We start from the raw sequence: 22061 nt of genomic DNA on the forward strand, positions 1-22061 counted from the left end.
CTGTTGTCGGAGAACACGAGCCGGGGAGTCCCGGTATGTGACGGTCTCCAAGGTGATCGTCGCGTGAGCCCGCACGGCGTCACGCTTCCGGGAGCTCACGGAGCCGGGACGGCGCCCCGCGCTCCGCCGCGTCCGGTCTCGTCAGGGCGCCGGCACGGGGTGCGCCGGTCGTCGCCCTGTCCGGCGCGACCCCGTGAACGTGCTCCGAGGTGGGGCTAGAGGGCGTTCAGGGCCAGGCCGATCGTGAACAGCAGGCCGTAGACGAGCTGGAAGCGACCTGTCTGCTGGAGCGTCGCGATCAGCGCGGGGCCGGTGACGCCCCTCCTGACGGCCTTGACCGGGGTGATCGCGAGCGGGGCGGAGAGCGCGGCGAGCGCCGTGAACGGCTGCCACGGCGTCATGGCCACCGCGACGGCCAGGGGCAGCACCAGGCAGAGGGTGTAGAGCGTGCGGGTCCTGCGGTCGCCGAGCACCACGGCCATGGTGCGCTTGCCCGCGGGGCCGTCCGTCACGATGTCGCGCAGGTTGTTGACCACCAGCATCGCGCAGGCCAGCAGGCCGACGGGGACCGAGGCGACGAGCGCCGCCCACGGCAGCCATTCGAGCTGCACGAACGAGGTGCCCGTGACCGCGACCAGGCCGAAGAACACGAACACCGAGATCTCGCCGAGCGCGCGGTAGCCGTACGGTCTTGAGCCGCCGGTGTAGAACCAGGCCGCCGCGATCGACAGCGCGCCGACCAGCAGCAGCCACCACGCCCCCGTGACCACGACCAGGACCAGCCCGGCGACGGCGGCGGCGAGGAAACAGCCGAGAGCCGCGGACAGCACCTCGCGAGGCGAGGCGGCCTTCGAGCCGACCAGGCGCATCGGGCCGACCCGCTCGTCGTCCGTGCCGCGCACGCCGTCGCTGTAGTCGTTGGCGTAGTTCACGCCCACCTGCAGCGCGAGCGCGACGAACAGGGCGAGCAGGGCCCGCCACCACACCGCGCCGCCGTGGCCGATCGCGACACCGGTGCCGACGGCGACCGGGACGACTGCGGCGGGAAGGGTGCGCGGACGGGCTCCGGCGATCCACTGGCTCGGGGTGGCCATGGCGTTGCGGGTTTCCTCTCGGGGTCTTACCGGCGCCGGGTCCAGCCGACGCCCGGCTCTGACCGATGCCGGGCCGGCTGGGCTCGGGCCTAACTGATGTCGGTGGCCAGGCGGACCATCCGTACGGGACGGCCGATGTTCAGCACCCGCTCGGCTCCGTCCTCGCCCCAGCCCGCCGACTCCAGGAAGCCGAGAACCGCGTGGTTGTCGGCGAACACCCAGGTCACGATGGTGCGGTAGCCGTCCTCCCTGAGGTGGTCGACCGTGGCGTTGAGCAGGCGGCTGCCGTGGCCGCGCCGGACGTGGTCGGGGTCCACGAGGAAGGTGAGCATCTCGCCCGTCGTGGACGGGTCGAGGTCGGGGTCCTCGGCGGGGGCGTGCGAGGCCAGGCCCGCGACCCGCTCGGCGCCCCGCATCGCCGCGGCGGCCTCGATGCCGCCGGGCCCCAGGGCGGGGAACGCGTCGGTGTCCAGGACGACCTGCTCGACCGCGACCAGCACCCGGTGGCGGGAGCTGGGCGGGGAGACGATCGCCTCGTCCCACTGCCGTCGCCAGAGGTCCTCGGCCGCGGGGCCGGTCATCTGCTCCAGCGGCCCCTCGGGAAGGAAATCCCGGTAGCCGTACTTCCAGGCGCGGATCTGGGTGCTCGTCACCGCGGCGACATCATCGTGCCGAGCCGCCCGCACGCCTACGTCTGCCATCTCAGCCCGCTCCTTCTCTACCGTCGTCGCCTCAGGGATCGCCGCCTCGCGGGTCTCGTGCCACGCGAGCGGGCGTCAGGCGGGTGGATCCGTGAGGCAGGCCCCTACACCGTATCGGGGAATCCGACTCAGAGACGACGTGAGTCCGTCTCGGTCTGACGTCGGGCCCGATATGCCCTGGTCTTGGTGCGGTTTCCGCAGACCTTCATGGAGCACCACGACCGTGAGCGGTTCTTCGACGAGTCGACGAACGCCCACTGGCAGGTGCTCTCCGTGCAGACCTTCAGCCTCGGCCACATGCCGTCGGCGTGCACGCTCATCACGGCGGCCGCGATCCGGGCCAGCCCGCCGGGGACCCCGGTCGCGACCGGCTCGAGGACCGGTCCGGCGGCCGTCAGGGAGACCCTCAGCGGGAGCTCGGCGAACGACCTGGGCGGCCCGGCCTCCTGGTCGCGGTCGTGGTTGTGGCGCAGCGCCGCCCGCAGGGACTCGCGCAGCTCGACGGCCAGGCCCACGTCGTCGTCGCCCGCCGCGTCGGCGGGGCCGATCAGGTCGCGCCTGCCGAGCCAGGCGGTCAGCGCGGCGGGTGACGGGATCGAGTCGGTGTCGGTTTCGACGTCGTAGGTGTTCACGAAGTCGCACACCAGGTCGGAAGGGTTGGTCATGTGGTCGCTCACCTCTTCGAAACCACTGTACGTCAATAGGGGGTTGTGTTTCTCCAGACACCGGCATACGGTTTTAAGTGGTGTCGTATTGGGGGTCGTCGTGTGATACCAGGCCTTCCTCGCATTCAGGGAGAGTCGTGGGGACGAGCCGCATCGGAGGAAAAATCATGATCATGCGGGTGTGGCGCGGCTGGACGCGGACCGAGGACGCCGCCGCCTATGAGAAGTACCTGCTGGGCACCGGCTACGTGGGCTACACCTCGACGGAGGGCAACCGGGGCGTGTGCTTCACCAGGAGGGACGAGAACGGCCTGAGCGAGTTCCTGCTGACCTCGCTGTGGGAGTCGTGGGAGGCGGTCACCGCCTTCGCGGGCGAGGACCCGTCACGGGCCGTCTTCTACGACGAGGATGACCGCTTCCTGGTCGAACGGGAGCTCACGGTGACCCACTACGAGGTGTTCGCCGCCGCCTGAGCGAGCTCTCGCGGCGAGGCCTCCTCCGGTGGAGGAGGCAGGAATCGCCCGGCGGACGGCGGCCGCTCGGCGTCGCCCGGACGTCCCCGGACGGCCGGTGACGTCGCTCAGACGCCCTGGAACGCCGCCGCCAGCCGCCTGACGCCCTCGGCCAGCTCCGCCTGGTGGACGGCCGCCGAGTGGGTCACCCTGATCCGGGGGCCGGGGGGCTCGGCCGGATAGTAGATGTGTCCCGGGCTCACCAGGACGCCCGCCCGCCTGGCCGCCTCGACCACGGCGTCCTCCTCGAGCTCGGGCGGGAGCCGTAGCCACAGGTGCAGGCCGCCGGAGGGGACGAGGTGGATCTCGGCGGCGGGCGCCCGGGAGGCCAGCGCGGCGGCGAGGGCGTTCCTGCGGGCGGTCAGCTCGGCGCCCAGCGCGCCGAGGTGGCGTCTCCACGCGGGGGAGCCGACGAACTCGAGCGCCGTCTCCTGCAGCGGCCTCGCCACGAAGAACGACTCCACGATCTGGCTCGCCCGCAGCCGTCGCGCGGCGGGGCCCCTGGCGACGACGCCCGCGACGCGCATGCTGGGAGACAGGACCTTGGTGAGCGAGTTGATGTGCACGACGGTGCCGTGGGCGTCCAGTGCGGTCAGCGGCGGCGGGACCGGCGCCGTCGTGAAGTATCTCGCGTAGTCGTCCTCGATGACGAACGCCCCCGCCGCCCGCGCGATCGCGAGCACCTGCGTGCGCCGTTCGAGGGGAAGGGTCGCGCCGGTGGGATTGTGCAGGGTCGGCTGGCAGAGGAAGACCCGCGCGCCCGTGACGGCGAACGCCTCGGCGAGGAGCTCGGGCCGCACCCCGTCCCGGTCCATGGGCACGGCCGTCGCCCGCAGTCCGGCGGCGCGGGCCGCGGCGAGCGCGCCGGGGTAGGTCGGGGTCTCGACCAGCACGGGCGTGCCCGGGGCCGCGAGGGCGCGCAGGGCGTGGGTGAGAGCGGCCTGCCCGCCGCTGACCACGAGCGCGTCCGAGGCGGTCACGTCCCCCCCGACCTCCTGGGCGAACCATCCGCGCAGCTCGGGAAGGCCCGTCAGCGGCGGCATCTCCCAGACGCCGGGGCGTCGCAGGGCGCGGGAGGCGGCGCCGGACAGGGCCTTCGAGGGACGCAGGAGCGGATTGAGATAGCCGCCGGTGAGCGGGATGACGCCCTCGGACGGAGGGGTGAGCAGGCCGATCACGTCGGAGTCGTCCACGACCCGGTCGCCGAGCGCGACGGTCTGCCAGGAGAGGTCGGCGGCGGCGTCCGCCCTGGCGACCGCGGGGGCCACGTAGGTGCCGCTCCCCGGCCGGATGACCACCCGCCCCTCGGCGGCGAGCCTGCCCAGGGCCCGGGACACCGTCACCGGGCTCACGCCGTGCCGCCGCATCAGCTCGCGGCTCGAGGGCAACCGGTCTCCCGGGAGCAGCCCGTCCATCTCGTCTCTGATCATGGCCGCCAGACGGACGATACTGCTATCGTCGTTCATGAGAGACAAGAATAGCGCTATCGTCACAAACGAAGTAGCGGTCCGCCCCGTCCTCTCGCGGGGCACGTCGGCCGTGACTCCCGTGACTCCCGCCCCTTCCGAGGGGACGGCGTGGCGGGGGACCCTGCTCGCCGGCCTCGGAGTGCTGTCGTTCTCGGGGTCGTTCCCGGCGACGGTCTTCGCGATGGAGGGGTTCGACCCCTACCTCGTGGCGATCGGGCGCGCCGTGGTCGCGGCCGCGGCCGCGACGGTGTTCCTGCTGGTGGCGAGGGCGCCGCTGCTGCCGCCCCGATCCCACCTCCGGTCATATCTCGTCATCGCCGCCGGAGTGGTGTTCGGCTTCCCGGTCTTCAGCGGCCTGGCCCTCGACGGCGGGGCCGACGCCTCCCACGCCGCCGTCGTCGTCGGGCTGCTGCCCGCGGCGACCGCCGTCTGCGCCGTCCTGCGCGGAGGGGAACGGCCCAGGCCGCTGTTCTGGGTCGCCTGCGCCATGGGAGCCCTGTCGATCACGGCCTTCACCGTCGGCCGCGGCGGCGGCCACGCCACCGGGGCGGACCTGCTGCTCGTCGCGGCGCTGCTGTCGGCCGCCGTCGGATACACGGAGGGAGGGCGTCTGGCCCGCGAGACCCCCGGCTGGCGGGTGATCTCCTACGCTCTCGTCGTCGCCGCTCCGCTCGCCGTCCCCGTGACGGTCGTGCTGGCGCTGACCACCGAGGTGCGGCCGGACGCCGCGTCACTGGCCGGGTTCGCCTACGTGGGCCTGATCTCGATGTTCCTCGGCTTCATCCCCTGGTACGCGGGCCTGGCCATGGGCGGCATCGCCCGCGCGGGGCAGACCCAGCTCGCCCAGCCGCTGCTCACCCTGCTGTGGGCCTGGCTCCTGCTCGGCGAGCCGTTCGACCCGGCGACGGCCGCCGCGGCGCTGGCCGTGCTCGTGTGCGTCGCCGTGAGCCAGCGGGCGCGCTCCTGAGAGCCGCGTTCGTCCTGTCGGCGCCGTACCTCAACGGACAACGGCTCACAGGGGGGACGACGAGGTCGACAATGGGATCGGAACGCCGTCCTTCGCCCTCCGCCCGTCACGAGCGGGAGGCGGGGGCCCTTTCGAGGACACAGGGAGGACAGTCGTGGGTGGAGGCCTCAGAGTCGGGGACGAGGTCGAGGACTTCGAGCTTCTCGACGAGACCGGTACGGCACGGCGGCTCGGCGACCTGCTGGCCAAGGGGCCGGTGGTGCTGTTCTTCTATCCCGCCGCCATGACCTCCGGGTGCACGGCGGAGAGCTGCCACTTCCGGGACCTGGCGGAGGAGTTCGCCGCGGTCGGCGCGAGCCCGGTCGGGATCAGCCGCGACGCCGTCGCCAGGCAGAAGCGGTTCGCCGACACCTACGACCTGGGCTTTCCCCTGCTTTCCGACCCGGACGGCGTGGTGGCCCGCAAGCTCGGCGCGCGCCGCAACTTCGCGGTCGGGCCGTTCCTCACCCGCAGGATGACCTTCGTCATCGACGTCGACCGTCGCGTCCTCGAAGTGATCCACAGCGAGACCGGCATGCAGGCCCACGCCGACCAGGCCCTGGAGGTCCTGCGGGCGCGGCGGTGAGCGTCGGCCGCGCATCTTTTTAGAGGCCCCGGGCGAGCACACGGTGTAGCCGTGGTCATGAGGCGGAGACGCTGGGTGGAGAGACAGCGAAACCTTCGCTGAGCCGGCGGGAGGATACATGGTCGCCCTGGGACTGTTCGTGCTGCTCGAGGCCAAGCCGGGCAAGGAGGACGAGGTGGAGGTCTTCCTCAAGGAGGCGCTCCCGGAGGCGGAGGCGGAGGCGGGGACCACGGCGTGGTTCGCGATCCGTCTGGGACCGACGACCTTCGCCGTGTTCGACGCCTTCCCCGACGAGGCGAGCCGCGACGCGCATCTGTCCGGCCGGATCGCCGAGGCGCTCGAGGAGCAGACCCCCCGTCTGTTCGCCAAGCCCCCGGCGGTCAACAGGCTGAACGTCCTGGCCGCCAAGCTGCCCGGTTAGGGGCCGGGTCGCCGGGTCGGGGAGGCGGGCGACGTCTCCCCGCCACCCCGGTGCGGGGCGACCAGGTCCGCCGCGTGCCGCAACTCGGCGACGAGATACTCGGTGCCGCCTCGCCCGTCGGACTTCTCGATGATCGTGGCCAGAGTCCGGGCCGCGCCGGGTGACAGTTCCACGGCGGGCCTGGCGTTCGAATGCGCCATCGTCAGACAGATCAACGGCCCGTCCGGCCCGTCGGGGGAATGACGCCGTTCGATCTGGCTGGCCGTGATCGTAATTTGCAGTCCTTTCCAGACGGTCGCGCCGTGAACCGTCACGAGCTCGTCGTGGGCGTGGCTGCGGTCGCACCAATTGGGACATTCCACTGCAAAATTATTATTCATCGCCGAACCATAGTCGTCGGTTATATGCGTCTCTGCCAGCATCTTCGGGAAGGACGCGAGGTGTCAAGAAAGGGCGCTGGGCGGCTTCGGATCGGCCGCCGAAAACAGAGTCTCGCCGACTCGGAACGGATTTTCGCTCGACCGTTGATATGTCACACCTAATGGCAGTGGATTTGCGCCGGACGGTGGTGTTGTTTCGGTCTGTGGAATTCGATGTCTTTTCGGTCCGCGACGTCGGAGAAGGGGTGTCGAGCGCCTCGGCCGGTCGCGCCGAAACCGGGGAGGCGGGGCTCGGCGGCCGCCCGGTGGCTCCACGGGACCCTTGCGGTGATCGTGCTCGCCGGCGCTCTTCGGGCATGCCGTGCCGTTCCCGCCCCGGGGCGGAACCCGCGGGGGCGCAGCCCCGTCATACCGGTGCAGACGCCATGACCGGCGACGGGGGTTCGACGAACGGGAGTCACGACGGAAGCAGGGCCTGGTCTCCTCCAGGACGGGTTCCCCGGAAAAAGGGGCGGGGCCCGGAAGGAGGGAACGGGCCGGAGAAGCACGTCGTGAGGTCCGCTCGGCAACGGCTGTCCGGTCGGTCGCGTCGGAACGATCCGAATACAGGATGAAGCCGATACGAGGGGGCCGTTCGTGATCGACCCGCACATCGCCGAGTTGCTCGGCATCGATCCGGACGCTCCCGGGACACGGCGCGAGCTCAGGGCCGTCGAGCGCGACATGCGGCTCATCGAGGCACTGGTCCGGTTGCGCAGGGCGAGGGGGCTCACCCAGGCGCAGGTCGCCGAGCGCATGAACCGCAGCCAGCCTGCCGTCTCGGACTTCGAGCGCCTCGGCGGCGATCCCCACCTGTCCACGATCCGGCGGTACGCCCTCGCCATCGGCGCCGACGTCACCCATGTCGTCCACATCTCGGGTGACGAGCGGGCGGAGACGCGGGCCTGCGGCGTGGCGCGAGTCCGCTTCGACGACGAGGACGGCGTGACCGCCGCCGTGACGGGCGGAGCCGTCATCCTGGACCTCGTGCCGGTGGTCGCCTGATGCGGGGGTTCCTGGTGCTCTGTGACTCGGCCACCGTCGACCAGGCGACGGGAAAGGTCAGCATGCTGGGCGCGGGGTGGTCGCTGACCGGGCCGCAGGTCCCTTCCATGGCGGTCGCGGGCTTCCTGCGCGTGCCGTGGATCGAGGCGAGGACGGAGTACGCCTTCACGCTCCGCCTGGTCGACGAGGGCGGCAGACCCGTCACGACGCCCGCCGCGGAGGAGGGCCGGCCGTTGAGGTTCGGCGGCAGGCTCGCCGTCGACGTCGGAGGAAGGGCGGCAGGAGAGGCCGTCGTGCCCCCCGAGGTCCACTCGAGCTTCGTCGTCGGGGTGCCCCCGCTCCCACTCGCCCCGGGGAGGTACACCTGGACGCTCGAGGTGGACGGCGAGGACCTCACGTCGGTGACGTTCGGCGTCCGCGCCGGCCTCGGGGATCGGTAGACCCCCGGACCGGCCCTCGTCCGCCGCTCCGAGCAGGGGCCCCGGTCGCCGTGGTCGCGCGAGGCGTCGTGGGAGGCGTCAGGAGGGCAGGGGATGGTTGTAGACCAGACGGAAGCGGTCGCCGGGGATGACGATGTCGCTGGTCTCGACCGGGCGTTCGCCTGACCAGTGCGTGCGCTCGACGTGCAGGACGTGGACGCCCGCGGGCAGGGCCAGGACGTCGCTCTCCGCGGGCTGGGGCACACGGGTGTAGACCTGCTCCACGATCTCGGTGACCTTGACGCCCAGGGCGGACAGGCGGGAGATCAGGCCCCGGGAGGTGTCCTCGGGGGCGGGCTCGCCGAACTCGGCGGGCTCGTAGGAGGTGGCGAGCTGGACCGGCTTGCCGTCGCCGCGGAAGACGTAGCGGGTACGGGTCACGGGCGCGGAGTCGTCCAGGCGCAGGCGCTGGGCGATCTCGGGGGGCGCCTCGGCCTGCTCGGCCCGCCACTCCCAGGTGGCGCGGGCGCCCTGCGACTGGATGTCCGCGCCGAAGGGGGCGTGGTGGTCGGGGAAGCGCCAGCGGTGCAGCGGCAGCAGCACGGGCCTGGCCCTGACGTAGTGGCCGGAGCCGACGCGGCCGACGATCAGGCCCTCGGCGGCGAGCACTCGCAGCGCGTGGCGGGCGGCCGTCTCGCCCACGCCGTACTTGCGGGTCAGTTGGGCGCGGGAGGGGATCGGCGCGCCGGGGGGAAGGGAGCCGTCGACGATCTGGCGGCGGATATCGGCGACGACGCGCAGGTAGACCGGATCGGAGCTTGCCACGTGTCCATCCCTGGGTTCGACAGGCGTCGCCCCATCCTGACGTATTCGACGGACGACTCACGGTAATGGCGGCAATTTGGAGCTCCAACTTTGCGGCGTTTCCAAGGGAGCCTGAAAATCTCTCAGAGACCGTGTAACGCCCGTGTAAGCGTCCGCGATTCACCTACAGAGGCCGTCGATGTGTGTACCCCCGAGCACATATCGGCGGCCTCTTTGCTTTTCGCCGGAGCCCCGCGCGGCCCATCCCGTTCGCGCCCCGGTTCGCCGCGAGACGGGACGTCCCGTACAACCAGGACGGCGCACACATATCTCCGTGTACGGTGTGCGACGGGCAGCACGGGGGGATGTTCGCCCTTGTGTCCATCGGGGTACGGAGGCTAGGCGGGGTGGCGGGGTCTACCGTTTGTGCGGATCCGGGTACCGTTCGGTCTATGGCAGCGCCAACTGGAACCTCTGACGCCCCCTTCGGCCGCATGCTGACCGCCATGGTCACGCCGTTCACCGGCGACGGCGCGGTCGACTACGACGGGGTGCGGCGGCTGGCCACCTATCTGGTGGACGAGCAGCGCAACGACGGTCTCATCGTGAGCGGCACGACGGGTGAGTCCCCGACCACCTCGGACGACGAGAAGGAGCGCGTCCTGCGCGCCGTCGTCGAGGAGGTGGGCGAGCGCGCCACGGTCGTCGCGGGAGCGGGCACCAACGACACCCGCCACAGCGTCGAGCTGGCCAGGGCCGCCGAGCGCGCCGGGGCCCACGGTCTCCTGGTGGTGACGCCCTACTACAGCAAGCCCCCGCAGGAGGGGCTCTACCGGCACTTCACCGCCGTCGCCGACGCCACGGGCCTGCCGGTCATGCTGTACGACATCCCGGGCCGCAGCGGCGTGCCCATCGAGACCGCCACCCTCCTGCGGCTGGCCGCCCACGAGCGGATCGTCGCGGTGAAGGACGCCAAGGCCGACCTGTTCGCGGGGTCGCAGGTGATGGCGACGACCGACCTGGCCTTCTACTCGGGCGACGACACGCTCAACCTGCCGTGGGTCTCGGTCGGGGCCGTGGGGTGCGTCAGCGTCGTCGGGCACGTCGTGGGCGCCGAGATCGCCGAGATGATGCGGCTGTACCGCTCCGGCGACGTCTCCGGGGCGCTCGCCGTCCACCGCAGGCTGCTCCCCGTGGTGTCGGGGATCATGACGCGGGCGGGCGGTGCGATCATGACGAAGGCGGCGCTGACCCTGGTGGGGCGGTCCGCGGGACCGGTGCGGGCGCCGCTGGCGGAGGCCACGGCGGAGCAGGTCGCGCGGCTGAGAGAAGACTTGATCGCGGGTGGCGTGAAGCTGCCCGACGGAGTTGTGTCATGAGCAAGGAACGTGGCGGCCGGTGACGGCCGCAGTGGGGAGGAAGCTTGAGTGACAGAGGACACAGCGGTCCGCTGACGATCGGAGTGCTCGGCGAGGGAGCAGTCCTGCCGTTCCGGGGGGCCATCGTCACCTACCAGAGAGGCGTGGCCGGATGAGTCACCCCCATCCCGAACTCGGGCCGCCGCCCGAGCTTCCCGAGGGCGCGCTGCGCATCGTCGCACTGGGCGGTCTCGGTGAGATCGGCCGCAACATGGCGGTGTTCGAGTACGAAGGCCGCCTGCTGATCGTCGACTGCGGGGTGCTCTTCCCCGAGCCCGACCAGCCAGGCGTCGACCTGATCCTGCCCGACTTCGAGTACATCCGGGACCGTCTCGACGACGTCGAGGCGGTGGTGCTGACGCACGCGCACGAGGACCACATCGGCGCCGTGCCGTACCTCCTGCGGGAGCGCCGCGACATCCCGATCGTGGGCTCGAAGCTGACGCTGGCGCTGATCGAGGCGAAGCTCACCGAGCACCGCATCCAGCCGGTCAAGATCGAGGTCGTCGAAGGGGAGCGACGCACGTTCGGGCCGTTCGAGACCGAGTTCCTCGCCGTCAACCACTCGATCCCGGACGCGCTGGCGGTGGCGATCAGGACGCCCGCCGGCATCGTGCTGCACACCGGCGACTTCCGGATGGACCAGCTGCCCAGTGACGGGCGGCTGACCGACCTGGGCGGGTTCGCCAGGCTCGGCGCGGAGGGCGTCGACCTGCTGATGTCGGACTCGACGAACGCCGAGGTGCCGGGCTTCGTCACCAGCGAGCGGGAGATCGCCCCGGTCATCGACGAGGTGGTCCGCACCGCGGAGAAGCGCGTGATCGTGGCGAGCTTCGCCTCCCACATCCACCGCGTCCAGCAGGTCATCGACTCGGCGGAGAAGCACGGCAGGAAGGTCGCGCTGGTCGGCCGCTCCATGATCCGCAACATGGGCGTCGCCAGGGACCTCGGCTACCTGAGGGTCTCGCCGGGCGTCATCGTCGACTCCAAGGAGATCGAGGGCTGGCCGCCGGAGGACGTGGTGCTGATCTGCACCGGGTCCCAGGGGGAGCCGATGGCGGCCCTGTCGCGCATGGCCAACCGCGACCACCCGATCAGGGTGGCCGAGGGCGACACCGTCCTGCTGGCCTCCTCGCTGGTGCCGGGCAACGAGACCGCCGTCAACAAGGTGATCAACGGGCTGAGCCGGTGGGGCGCCCGCGTGGTGCACAAGGGCAACGCCAAGGTGCACGTCTCGGGGCACGCCGCGGCGGGTGAGCTGCTCTACGTGCTCAACCTGACCCGTCCCTCCAACTTCATGCCGGTGCACGGGGAGTGGCGGCACCTGCGGGCCCACGCCAAGCTCGCCGCACTGACCGGCGTGCCCGACGACCACATCGTGATCGCCGAGGACGGCGTCGTGGTCGACCTGCTCGACGGCCGCGCGAGGATCGTGGGAGCGGTCCCCGCGGGCTACGTCTACGTGGACGGCACCTCGGTCGGCGACGTCACGGACTTCGCCCTGAAGGACCGGCGGATCCTGGGCGAGGAGGGCTTCATCTCCGTCGTCGTGGTGGTCGACACCGGCACCGGCAAGCTGACCGGCGGCCCCGAGATCCACGCCCGCGGATCGGGCATCGACCCCGACCGGCTTCTCGAGGTCCTCCCGCAGATCGAGAAGGCGATCGAGGACCACGCGGCCGACGGCGTGGTGGACATGCAGCAGATCCGCAGGGTGGTCCGCAGGACCGTCGGGCGCTGGGTGAGCGACACCTACCGTCGCCGCCCGATGATCATCCCCGTGGTGATCGAGGTCTGACCCGCCCACCGTACGGCGGCCCGGCGGCCGCCGTACGGTCCGTCCCCGCTCGCCCGCCCGGCTTCCCCGGCAGGGGCGGGGACGAGCCGGCGCCGACGGCGTTCACCGCGCCGCGCGTGGACGTCGAGGAGTCGAATACGGGAAAAGCGGACTTCTGGGGGGTTTATCCCTTCTGGCTGATTTGGCTCCCGGCGAGCCTACGCGCCATCCGCCGCCCGCCTCGTTAGCCTCCCTAGCATGGCCACCCGTACGTCCAAAGGCGCCTCAGACAAGCCCCCCGCCAAGGGGTCATCGGGCAGGTCCGGGTCTCCCTCGTCCCGCACGACTCCCGTGAAGCGGGTCACCACCACGCGGGCGAAGCCCGCGAGTCAGGCCCGCAGGCCCTCCACGCCCCAGCACGACCCGATCGGCTGGCTCTTCACCATGATCGGCAAGCTGTTCATGGGGATCTGGATGCTGCTCGCGGGCGGCGTCGGCAGCGCGGCGCGCGCCCTGGGGCAGAACGCCAGGGAGCTGGACCCGGTGCACCGCCGCGACGGGCTCGGCCTGGCGGTGTTCTCCGGGGCGATCGCGCTGGCCGCCATCCTCTGGCGGGACACGACGGGCACGGTCTCCGAGGTCGTCAACGGGGCGATGCGCGGGATCTTCGGGTCGCTGGCCTGGCTGATCCCCGTCCTGCTGGCGCTGCTGGCCTGGCGGCTGCTGCGCCACCCCGACCAGAACGCCGACACGGGCCGGATGAGCATCGGGTGGTCCGCGCTCATGGTCGGCGTGCTCGGGGTCGTGCACGTCGTGCACGACACGCCCTACCCGTCGGGAGGCCCCTCCGACGGCATGGACAAGGTCTCGGCGGCGGGAGGCATGGTCGGCTTCATCGTCTCCGCGCCCCCGGCGAGCATCCTGCCCGCCTTCGTCACCGTCCCGCTGCTGCTGATCCTGTCCGGGTTCGGCGTGCTGGTGATCACCGCGACCCCGGTGCACCGGATCCCCGAACGGCTGGCCGAGATCAGGCACATGCTCTTCGACCGCGAGGCCCAGCCCAGGACCGGCAGGCCCGCCAGGCGGCCCGCACGCAAGAAGTCCTCGGGCGGCCAGGACGCGGGCGAGACGGTCAAGCCGTACGACACGCCCGTCGTCACCGAGTCGCGGAACAAGCCGGCCGACCACTCGCCGGAGATCGTTCCCGGGCTCGCGGAGGAGCCTGAGGAGGAAGAGGCCGTCACCCCCGTCAGGGCGGAGCCGCCGGCCCCGACCCCGGCGCCGCGCAAGGTGGAGCAGCTCGTCCTGTCCCCGCAGGCGGGTCCCTACACGCTGCCGGACACCCAGCTCCTGCGTCCCGGCAGCGCGCCCAAGCCGCAGACCAAGGCGAACACCGTCGTGGTCAACGCGCTGACCAGCGTGATGGAGCAGTTCTCCATCGACGCGCAGGTCATCGGGTTCACCCGGGGGCCCACGGTGACGCGCTACGAGATCGAGCTGGGCCCGGCGGTCAAGGTCGAGAAGGTCACCGCGCTGACCAGGAACATCGCCTACGCCGTCAAGTCGGCCGACGTCCGGATCCTGAGCCCCATCCCCGGCAAGTCGGCGATCGGCGTCGAGATCCCGAACACCGACAAGGACCTCGTGTCGCTGGGCGACATCCTGCGCTCGCAGGTGGCCCAGGCCGACCACCACCCGATGATCGTCGGCCTGGGCAAGGACGTCGAGGGCCGCACGATCGTGGCCAACCTCGCCAAGATGCCCCACCTGCTCATCGCGGGCGCCACCGGCGCGGGCAAGTCGGTCTGCGTCAACGGCCTGATCTCCTCGATCCTGATGCGGGCCACGCCCGACGAGGTGCGGATGGTCCTGGTCGACCCCAAACGGGTCGAGCTCAGCGTCTACGAGGGCATCCCGCACCTCATCACGCCGATCATCACCAACCCCAAGAAGGCCGCCGAGGCCCTGGAGTGGGTGGTCGGCGAGATGGACCGCCGCTACGACGACCTGGCCGCCAGCGGCTTCCGGCACGTCGACGACTTCAACAAGGCGGTGCGCGCGGGCAAGCTCGTGCCGCCGCCCGGCAGCGAGCGGGTCTACCAGCCCTACCCCTACCTCCTGGTGATCGTCGACGAGCTCGCCGACCTGATGATGGTCGCCCCGCGCGACGTCGAGGACTCCATCGTCCGCATCACGCAGCTCGCCCGCGCCGCCGGCATCCACCTGGTCATCGCGACCCAGCGGCCCAGCGTGGACGTGGTCACCGGCCTGATCAAGGCCAACGTGCCCTCCCGCCTCGCCTTCGCCACCTCCAGCCTCGCCGACAGCCGCGTCATCCTCGACCAGCCGGGCGCGGAGAAGCTGGTCGGGCAGGGCGACGCGCTGTTCCTGCCGATGGGCGCGAGCAAGCCCATGCGGCTGCAGAACGCCTTCGTCTCCGAGAAGGAGATCACCGAGGTCGTCACGCACTGCAAGGCGCAGATGCAGGTCGAGTACCGCGACGACGTGGCCGCCTCGACGTCCGCGAAGAAGGAGATCGACGAGGACATCGGCGACGACCTCGACCTGCTGGTCCAGGCGGCCGAGCTGATCGTGACCACCCAGTTCGGCTCGACCTCGATGCTCCAGCGCAAGCTGCGGGTCGGCTTCGCCAAGGCGGGCCGTCTGATGGACCTGCTGGAGAGCAGGAACGTGGTCGGGCCGAGCGAGGGGTCCAAGGCGCGCGAGGTCATCGTCAAACCGGACGAACTTCCCGGGCTTCTCGCGGACCTGCGCGGCCAATGACGCCCCCGCCGTACGGGACACACCCGATTACTGATTGAATAGTACCCACTACGCAGCGTCGGGGGCTTTGGGGGCGTGCGGCATGAGCATTGGCAGCAGTTTGGCGGAGGCACGTCGGTCGGCGGGGCTGACCGTGGCGCAGTTGAGCGAGCGCACGCGCATTCGCGAGGCGCTGATCCACGCGATCGAGCGGGACGACTTCTCCCAGTGCGGAGGGGACTTCTACGCCCGGGGGCACGTCCGCAACATCGCCAAGGTCGTCGGGCTCGACCCGGAGACGATGGTGCACGAGTACGACGAGCTGCACGGGGGCGTGCCGCTGCCGGTCAGGGCGGCCAGCGTCTTCCAGGCGGACACGCCCATCAAGATCCGGGAGAGCCGCTCGCCCAACTGGACGACGGCCATGGCGGTCGCGCTGGCCATCGTCGTGGTCTTCGCCGTGGTCAAGACCATGGGGGGCGGGGAGGAGACGCCGACGGCCGACGTCAGGCCCGTCGTGCCGTCGCCGTCCATGCCCGCGGAGGCCCCGACCCGCAAACCGGCGTCGCTGTCGGCGGGAAAGGCGAGCAACCCCGTGGTCCTGCAGATCAGGGCGAAGCGCTCGTCCTGGCTCGATGTGAAGGACATGAGCGGCAAGAAGCTCTTCTCGGGCACCCTTGAGGCGGGTAAAACCTCCGTGTGGCGGGCGGAGAAGGGGATGAAGGTCATCTTCAGCGACGGAGGAGCCGTCTCGCTGCAGCTCAACGGGAAGGACCTCGGGACTCCCGGGCGCAGAGGACAGGTCCTCAACCGCTCGTACGGGGCTCCCACGCCCGCGCCGAGATAGTCGCGAGGCCGCCCGGGAACGGGGGAGGTGCATCGGTGGTGGCCAACTCCCGATACCGTAGTGTTCACCATGTCATCCCGCCGAACCGCATCGCTGATCACGCTGGGCTGCGCGCGCAACGAGGTCGACTCAGAAGAGCTCGCCGCGCGTCTTGAGGCTGCCGGTTGGCAGGTGGGTGACGACGACCCCGATGTCATCGTCGTCAACACCTGTGGCTTCATCGACTCAGCGAAAAAGGACTCCATCGACACGCTGCTCGCCGCGGCCGACTCCGGGGCCAAGGTGGTCGCCGCGGGCTGCATGGCCGAGAGGTACGGCGACCAGCTCGCCGACGCCCTGCCAGAGGCGGCGGCCGTCATCTCCTTCGACGACTACACCCAGATCGGCACGCGTCTGGACGACGTGCTGGCGGGCAAACCGCTCGTCCCGCACAGTCCGCGCGACCGCAGGACACTGCTGCCGATCTCACCGGTCGAGCGCGCCACGGCTCCCAAGACCAACATCCCCGGCCACGGCGAGCTGCCCGAGGGGGTGGCCCCCGCCAGCGGGCCCAGGCCGCTGCGCAAGCGCCTGGGAGACGGCCCGGTGGCCTCGCTGAAGCTGGCCTCCGGGTGCGACCGGCGCTGCACGTTCTGCGCCATCCCGGCCTTCCGCGGCGCCTACGTCTCGCGTGACCCCGCCGACCTCGTCGCCGAGGCCGCCTGGCTCGCTGGGGAAGGGGTCAAGGAGCTCGTGCTCGTCAGCGAGAACTCCACCTCCTACGGCAAGGACCTGGGCGACCTGCGGGCGCTGGAGAAGCTGCTGCCCGCGCTGACCGCGGTCGAGGGCATCGAGCGGGTGCGGGTCAGCTACCTGCAGCCGGCCGAGCTCCGTCCCGGGCTGCTGGAGATGATCGCCTCGACCGACGGGGTCGCCCCCTACTTCGACCTGTCCTTCCAACACGCCAGCGGAACGGTGCTGCGACGGATGCGCCGCTTCGGCGACCCCAGGCGCTTCCTCGACCTGCTGGAGACCGTCAGGGCGGGCGCCCCGGAGGCAGGCGTGCGCTCCAACTTCATCGTGGGCTTCCCCGGCGAGACCGAGGAGGAGTTCGGTGAGCTGGTGGCCTTCCTCGAGGAGGCCAGACTCGACGTGATCGGCGTCTTCGGTTACTCCGACGAGGAGGGCACCGAGGCGGCCTCGCTTCCCGGCAAGCTGGACCAGGAGACCGTCGACGCCCGGGTGGCCGCGCTCACCGAGCTGGCCGAGGAGCTCATGGCCCAGCGGGCCGAGGAGCGGATCGGCACCGAGGTCGACGTCCTCATCGAGGAGGACCTCGGCGACGGCGGCTACGAGGGGCGCGCGGCCCACCAGGGCCCCGAGGTCGACGGCTCCGTCACGGTCCAGGGCATCGGGCTGGTCCCCGGGCAGATCGTCAGGGCCGTGGTGGTCGACTCAGAGGGAGTCGACCTGATCGCCCGCATCAAGGCCGCCCCATGAGTGCGCCGCCGGGCCGGGAGAGCGTATGACCAACACGCCAGAGACCGGCACCGACCCGACGCCGGCGACCACGCGCCCCAAGGTGAGCGCGTGGAACATCGCCAATGTCGTGACGGTGATACGGCTGGCGATGGTTCCGCTCTTCGCGGTCTGCCTGTTCGTGCCGGGCACGGGCTGGCGGGTCACGGCCCTGGTGGTCTTCCTGGTGGCCTCGCTCACCGACCTGCTCGACGGCGAGCTGGCCCGCCGCTACGGCCTGATCACCGACTTCGGCAAGATCGCCGATCCGATCGCGGACAAGGCGTTGACCGGCGCCGCGCTGATCAGCCTCTCGGTCCTGGACGAGCTGCCCTGGTGGGTCACCATCGTGATCCTCGGCAGGGAGGCGGGCGTCACCCTGCTGAGGTTCGCGGTCATCAGGCACGGTGTCATCCCCGCCAGTTACGGCGGCAAGGTGAAGACCGTCCTGCAGATCGCCGCGATCGTGTCCTACATGTGGCCGGGGGTGCCGGGGCCGATCCGCTGGGTCGTCATGGGCGCGGCGGTCGTCGTGACGGTCGGCACCGGGCTCGACTACGTGATCCGCGCGGTCCGGCTGCGGCAGGTGGCGAAGCGGGCGAGGGCCCGATGAGCCACCGCCTGCTCGCCGCGACCAGCGTGCTGTCCCTGCTCGTCCGCAGGGGCGAGACGGTCGCGGTCGCCGAGTCGCTGACCGCGGGGCTCATCGGCGCGGCGCTCACCGCCCCTTCGGGGGCCTCCGCGGCCTTCGCGGGAGGCGTCCTGTCCTACGCGACCGAGGTCAAGCACCGCCTGCTGGGCGTCTCCGCGGACCTGCTGAGGCGTGAGGGGGCCGTGCACCCCCGGGTCGCCGCCGAGATGGCCGACGGCGTCCGCAGGCTCGTCGGCTCCACGTACGGCCTGGCGGCCACCGGAGTGGCCGGTCCCGACCCGCAGGACGGCAAACCGGTGGGCACCGTGCATCTGGCCGTTAGCGGTCCCGACGGGCGGGTATGGCACCGGGATCTGCACCTGGCAGGCTCGCGTGAGGAAATTCGCCAATCGACAGTCAATGAGGCCGTAGACCTGCTTTTAGGTGTGCTGGAGTCGAACTTGGGGGAACATTCCGGGTGATTACCGCGTTACGTCCCCAGCGAACATGCTCACCACGGTCTGCCGCAGGGTTGGTGGATACAGGTACGGTGGAGCTGTGAGTGAGGTAAAGGTCAAGTGATGACGGCGAGGAGTATGTACGAAGGGTCGCGTTCGAAGAACGGGCGGCACGAACCGATCGCGCGGGGTGTCGTGAAGGCGCCCGCGCCGGGGAGGGAGCGACAGATGGTCCTGCTGCGTCAGCTGCTCGGTGACGTGCTGCGGCGGCTGAGGGTGCGGCAGAGTCGCACCTTGCGTGAGGTGTCCACACTGGCTCGTGTTTCCCTCGGATACCTGTCCGAGGTGGAGCGGGGTCAGAAGGAGGCCTCCTCCGAATTGCTCGCGTCGATCTGTGGTGCCCTCGGTGTGCCGCTCTCACAGGTGCTGCGCGAGGTTTCCGACCAGTTCGCGCTGGCCGAGCTTCAGCACGCCCCGGTGCTCGCCGGCGACGTCCCCGAGCGGGAGCGCCTGCCGATCGCCGAGACGGTGCCCGGTGCCATCACGGATTCGGTGTTTCCTGAGGTCAACGACATGGTGGCCGCCTGACAGGGCGTTCACTCCGGTTGGCAGCGACGGCACCAGACGATCAGCCGTTCCTGTTGCCTCGTCCCCATCTCGCCACGACTGACCCGCCCCCCGCAGCGCAGGCAAGGTCGTCCCGCTCTGCCGTAGACCCACAGGTCCCGGCCGGGACGCGCGTCGCCGGTCGTCACCCTGCTGGGACGCTCCCTGTTGGCGTGCAGCAGCCGCTGCGCGACTCCCACCACCTTCTCCAGATCCTCGATCGCGCCCACGGGCCGCCACGGCCAGATCCCCGTCAGGAACAGGATCTCGGCCCGGTAGATGGCGCCGATCCCCGCCAGGTTGCGCTGGTCGAGCAGCGCCTCTCCGATCGTCACTCCCGGATCCGCCGCGAGGCGTCGCACCGCCTCCTCCGGATCCCAGTCGGTCCCGAGCAGGTCGGGCCCGAGATGTCCGACGACCCTTTCCTCATGGCCGGTCGGCAGCAGGTCGACCATGCCGAGCCTCACTCCCGCCGCCTGCCACTCGGCGTTGGCCAGCAGCAGGCGGACGACGTCGCCCGGGGGCGGCCTGCGCCCCGCGGGCGAGATCTGCCAGCTTCCCTCCATCCGAAGATGGGTGTGCACGGTCAGGCCGCCGTCGACCCTGGTGAGCAGGTGCTTGCCGCGTGAGACGGTCTCCAGCACGGCCCGGCCCGTCAGGTCGGCCGTGGCGTGCCTGGGCACGCGAAAGTCGGAGCGGGTGAGGATCCTGCCGTCGAGCGCCAGGCCCAGCCGTCTCGCGGTGCGGTAGACGACGTCACCCTCGGGCACGGGAGGAGGCTCAGTCCCAGGCGGAGGGGTCGGCGGCGAGCTGCCGGACCCGCTCGGGAAGCGCACCCGTGGCCACGCTGTCGAGCGTGACCTCCTCCAGGATCGCCCGCTCGCTGGCCCGGAGCGCGATCCAGACCTGCTGCAGCGCCTCGGCGGGGCCACGGTAGCCGACGTGCTCGGGGCGCTCGCCCCGCACGTTGGCCAGCGGGCCGTCCACGGCGCGGATCACGTCGGCCAGGGTGATCTCCGAGGCCGGACGGGCCAGCACGTAGCCCCCTTCGGGGCCGCGCTGGCCGCGGACCAGACCGGCCCGCCGCATCTGCAGGAGGATGTTCTCCAGGTATTTGGGCGGCATGTCCTGCTCCTTGGCCAGCTCACCCACAGTGGTAGGTCCGTCACCCGCGGCAGCGAGTTCGGCGGCGGCACGTAGGGCATAGTCGACACGAGCGGATAGACGCATGTAATCGATTATCCCGCCTGCTATTGACTGCTTACGCGCGAGGTCCCAGAAAAATCCAACTCGCGGCCGTGACCTTCGGTGACGACAGGGGTCCGCAGCCAGGCGTCGCCGGGCGCGGGCCGGTGGACCACGTAGTGGTGCGGGGCCATCGCGGAGGTGCGGCCCGGCAGCAGCGCCAGGCACGCGGCGTGGATCTCCTCGGGGGTTCCGGAGGCGACGTGGCAGGTCAGACGCCCGTCGGCGTCGTGGACCACGTGATGCGGCCGCCCTCTCACGGCCTCGCGGACCAGCCGGTCCACGGCCTCCAGGTTCACCCAGCAGGAGTCGGTGTACACCCAGCCGGGACCGTGTTCGACGGGCGTGACCCCGGAGACCTCCGGAACCTCCGGCAGGGAAATCACCCGCTTGGCAGCCTCGATCAGCAACCTGACGAGACCGGTCCCGAACGTCTCCGCCTCGGCGCGCGACATGACCCGGGGGTCGATCCAGAACGTCAGGTCGACCTCGTCCTCGAGGCGGTTGGTCCACAGCGCCAGGTGGGCGGGGAAGGAGGCCTCCGGCAGCCAGCGGCACTCGACGTCGCCGGAGGGCGGGGGCTCCCGCTCGGCCAGGGCGACCCCGCTCATGTCGCTGAAGACGCAGTCACGCGCGAAGTTCACCCCCCGTTCGGCGTTGACGGCCTCGATGAGCTGCCAGAGCGCGGTCGAGTCGAACCGGCTGTGCTGGTATCCGGTGAGGGAGGCGGTGCGGAAGCGGCGGACCGCCTCGTCGAAGGTGGGCACGTCGAGGTCGGCGGCGATCAGCGCGTCCTGGGCGAGCGGGCCGACGTAGTCGCGCACCTCGGGGCGGATCCTGTTGCTCGTCAGCGAGGCGACCACGCAGGTCCGCTGGGAGGCCCGCATGCCGATCAGCGTCCCCAGCGCGGCGAGCGTGACCACGGACCTGCTGGCCCCGGTACGGCTCGCGACGGCGCCGAGGGCCTCGCCCGCCACCGCGGAGCGGACCCTGAGCCGGGGGCGGAGCGCCTGCGGGTCGGCCGTCTCGTCGATCGCGAACATGGACTGCGGCACCCGCGCGAGCTGGGTTCCCCAGTGCCGCAGGGCCGCCGCGGTGCGCAGCCGGGCGGACGGAGCCTTCTCCTCGAGTGCCATCTCGAGGGGCTGCGTCGGGCACGGCTCGGGCACGGCCTCGCCCCTGACCAGCCGTTCCCACTCGCGCATGACGGTGGCCAGCCCGACCTCGTCCACGCAGGTGTGGGACAGGACGAAGACGATCCGCAGGGGCGTGTCCTCATGGGTGACCACCGCGACCCGGATCGGCAGCTCGTTCTCCACGTCGAACCGGACGCCCTGGATCCGCAGGCCGATCTCCTCCGCCCGCTCGTCCAGGCCGTGCTCGTCCAGCTGTTCCTCGATGACGTGCACCTCGACGGGCAGCGTGCCCGAACCGGACACCAGCTGGGTGCCGGAGCGGATCGTGGCCCGCAGGCTCTCGTGCCGGGAGAGCAGCCGCCCGACCGCCTCGACGACGGAGGCCAGGGGGGTCTCCGGGGGAAGGGGTCTGGTCTCACGGAAGTTCATGTGCAGTGGCGGGTCGCGCAGCACGCAACGCGCCATGTTCGCCTGGCCCATCGTGACGGGTCCGTGTCGGGTCGGTCGCCCCGCGTAGCAGGCCGTGATCCTGATGACGGTTTCCATGTCGAGACCTGCCTCGCCACACGCCGCAAGAGTCTT

General features: G+C 71.1%; 23 protein-coding genes. 14 read left to right on the top strand and 9 right to left on the bottom strand.

The window, feature by feature from the left end; all coding sequences use genetic code 11:
* Positions 1 to 215: 215 nt before the first annotated feature.
* From PKF00_RS13705 to PKF00_RS13715, 3 genes are all read right to left on the bottom strand, one after another.
* On the bottom strand, positions 216 to 1094 hold the full coding sequence (locus PKF00_RS13705) for a 1,4-dihydroxy-2-naphthoate polyprenyltransferase (protein WP_271217859.1): 879 nt from the start codon (positions 1092 to 1094) through the stop codon (positions 216 to 218).
* 89 nt (positions 1095 to 1183) lie between these two features.
* Positions 1184 to 1795: a GNAT family N-acetyltransferase gene (locus PKF00_RS13710; protein ID WP_271217860.1), complete on the bottom strand. Its 612-nt coding sequence runs from the start codon at positions 1793 to 1795 to the stop codon at positions 1184 to 1186.
* Positions 1796 to 1923: 128 nt separating this feature from the next.
* Positions 1924 to 2460: a CGNR zinc finger domain-containing protein gene (locus PKF00_RS13715; RefSeq protein WP_271217861.1), complete on the bottom strand. Its 537-nt coding sequence runs from the start codon at positions 2458 to 2460 to the stop codon at positions 1924 to 1926.
* A gap of 167 nt (positions 2461 to 2627) precedes the next feature.
* On the opposite strand from PKF00_RS13715, the gene PKF00_RS13720 reads away from it, so the two are divergent.
* Positions 2628 to 2933 (top strand): hypothetical protein, encoded by a 306-nt coding sequence (locus tag PKF00_RS13720; protein WP_271217862.1) that lies wholly within the window; start codon positions 2628 to 2630, stop codon positions 2931 to 2933.
* 107 nt (positions 2934 to 3040) lie between these two features.
* Here PKF00_RS13720 and PKF00_RS13725 read toward each other — a convergent pair whose 3' ends face one another.
* Positions 3041 to 4438, bottom strand: coding sequence for an aminotransferase-like domain-containing protein (locus PKF00_RS13725; protein WP_271217863.1), 1398 nt, complete (start codon positions 4436 to 4438; stop codon positions 3041 to 3043).
* Positions 4439 to 4520: 82 nt separating this feature from the next.
* Here PKF00_RS13725 and PKF00_RS13730 point away from each other — a divergent pair, with 82 nt between their 5' ends.
* The 3 genes from PKF00_RS13730 to PKF00_RS13740 all read left to right on the top strand — a co-directional run bounded on the left by PKF00_RS13730 (position 4521) and on the right by PKF00_RS13740 (position 6454).
* The gene (locus tag PKF00_RS13730; RefSeq protein WP_271217864.1) at positions 4521 to 5408 is read left to right on the top strand and encodes a DMT family transporter; all 888 of its coding nucleotides are present in this window, start codon (positions 4521 to 4523) and stop codon (positions 5406 to 5408) included.
* A 154-nt stretch (positions 5409 to 5562) separates the two neighbouring features.
* Positions 5563 to 6033, top strand: a complete 471-nt coding sequence (locus tag PKF00_RS13735) for a peroxiredoxin (protein ID WP_271217865.1) — start codon at positions 5563 to 5565, stop codon at positions 6031 to 6033.
* A gap of 118 nt (positions 6034 to 6151) precedes the next feature.
* Positions 6152 to 6454: a putative quinol monooxygenase gene (locus PKF00_RS13740; RefSeq protein WP_271217866.1), complete on the top strand. Its 303-nt coding sequence runs from the start codon at positions 6152 to 6154 to the stop codon at positions 6452 to 6454.
* Here PKF00_RS13740 and PKF00_RS13745 read toward each other — a convergent pair.
* A complete protein-coding gene (locus PKF00_RS13745; protein ID WP_271217867.1) occupies positions 6451 to 6816 on the bottom strand; it encodes a hypothetical protein in 366 nt (121 codons plus the stop codon). The genes PKF00_RS13740 and PKF00_RS13745 overlap by 4 nt on opposite strands.
* Positions 6817 to 7470: 654 nt before the next feature.
* Here PKF00_RS13745 and PKF00_RS13750 point away from each other — a divergent pair.
* On the top strand, positions 7471 to 7878 hold the full coding sequence (locus tag PKF00_RS13750) for a helix-turn-helix domain-containing protein (RefSeq protein WP_271217868.1): 408 nt from the start codon (positions 7471 to 7473) through the stop codon (positions 7876 to 7878).
* Positions 7878 to 8318, top strand: coding sequence for a DUF6941 family protein (locus tag PKF00_RS13755; protein WP_271217869.1), 441 nt, complete (start codon positions 7878 to 7880; stop codon positions 8316 to 8318). The genes PKF00_RS13750 and PKF00_RS13755 overlap by 1 nt, the downstream gene beginning before the upstream one ends.
* A gap of 78 nt (positions 8319 to 8396) precedes the next feature.
* Here PKF00_RS13755 and PKF00_RS13760 read toward each other — a convergent pair whose 3' ends face one another.
* Complete coding sequence (locus PKF00_RS13760; protein ID WP_271217870.1) at positions 8397 to 9122, bottom strand: GntR family transcriptional regulator; 726 nt, start codon at positions 9120 to 9122, stop codon at positions 8397 to 8399.
* Positions 9123 to 9553: 431 nt separating this feature from the next.
* On the opposite strand from PKF00_RS13760, the gene dapA reads away from it, so the two are divergent.
* From dapA to PKF00_RS13800, 8 genes are all read left to right on the top strand, one after another.
* Entirely contained in the window at positions 9554 to 10480 is a 927-nt protein-coding gene (gene dapA / locus PKF00_RS13765) for a 4-hydroxy-tetrahydrodipicolinate synthase (protein WP_271217871.1), read from the top strand.
* A 151-nt stretch (positions 10481 to 10631) separates the two neighbouring features.
* Positions 10632 to 12317 (top strand): ribonuclease J, encoded by a 1686-nt coding sequence (locus tag PKF00_RS13770; protein ID WP_271217872.1) that lies wholly within the window; start codon positions 10632 to 10634, stop codon positions 12315 to 12317.
* Between the two features lie 237 nt (positions 12318 to 12554).
* Positions 12555 to 15080, top strand: coding sequence for a DNA translocase FtsK (locus tag PKF00_RS13775; protein ID WP_425582272.1), 2526 nt, complete (start codon positions 12555 to 12557; stop codon positions 15078 to 15080).
* A gap of 82 nt (positions 15081 to 15162) precedes the next feature.
* Positions 15163 to 15906, top strand: coding sequence for a helix-turn-helix domain-containing protein (locus PKF00_RS13780; RefSeq protein WP_271217873.1), 744 nt, complete (start codon positions 15163 to 15165; stop codon positions 15904 to 15906).
* Between the two features lie 69 nt (positions 15907 to 15975).
* On the top strand, positions 15976 to 17385 hold the full coding sequence (gene rimO, locus PKF00_RS13785; protein WP_271217874.1) for a 30S ribosomal protein S12 methylthiotransferase RimO: 1410 nt from the start codon (positions 15976 to 15978) through the stop codon (positions 17383 to 17385).
* A 25-nt stretch (positions 17386 to 17410) separates the two neighbouring features.
* Complete coding sequence (pgsA, locus tag PKF00_RS13790; protein ID WP_271217875.1) at positions 17411 to 18016, top strand: CDP-diacylglycerol--glycerol-3-phosphate 3-phosphatidyltransferase; 606 nt, start codon at positions 17411 to 17413, stop codon at positions 18014 to 18016.
* Positions 18013 to 18516 (top strand): CinA family protein, encoded by a 504-nt coding sequence (locus tag PKF00_RS13795; protein ID WP_271217876.1) that lies wholly within the window; start codon positions 18013 to 18015, stop codon positions 18514 to 18516. Before pgsA ends, PKF00_RS13795 begins: the two co-directional genes overlap by 4 nt.
* 204 nt (positions 18517 to 18720) lie before the next feature.
* Positions 18721 to 19080, top strand: coding sequence for a helix-turn-helix domain-containing protein (locus PKF00_RS13800; RefSeq protein ID WP_271217877.1), 360 nt, complete (start codon positions 18721 to 18723; stop codon positions 19078 to 19080).
* Between the two features lie 8 nt (positions 19081 to 19088).
* Here PKF00_RS13800 and PKF00_RS13805 read toward each other — a convergent pair whose 3' ends face one another.
* The 3 genes from PKF00_RS13805 to PKF00_RS13815 are packed head-to-tail and all read right to left on the bottom strand — an operon-like array spanning position 19089 to position 22025.
* Positions 19089 to 19868: a DNA-formamidopyrimidine glycosylase family protein gene (locus PKF00_RS13805; RefSeq protein WP_271217878.1), complete on the bottom strand. Its 780-nt coding sequence runs from the start codon at positions 19866 to 19868 to the stop codon at positions 19089 to 19091.
* A 10-nt stretch (positions 19869 to 19878) separates the two neighbouring features.
* Entirely contained in the window at positions 19879 to 20328 is a 450-nt protein-coding gene (locus PKF00_RS13810) for an RrF2 family transcriptional regulator (protein WP_271217879.1), read from the bottom strand.
* Between the two features lie 20 nt (positions 20329 to 20348).
* On the bottom strand, positions 20349 to 22025 hold the full coding sequence (locus tag PKF00_RS13815) for a condensation domain-containing protein (protein ID WP_271217880.1): 1677 nt from the start codon (positions 22023 to 22025) through the stop codon (positions 20349 to 20351).
* Between the last annotated feature and the right edge of the window lie 36 nt (positions 22026 to 22061).

This window comes from Streptosporangium carneum (genome assembly GCF_027922005.1).
GTDB lineage: Bacteria > Actinomycetota > Actinomycetes > Streptosporangiales > Streptosporangiaceae > Streptosporangium > Streptosporangium carneum.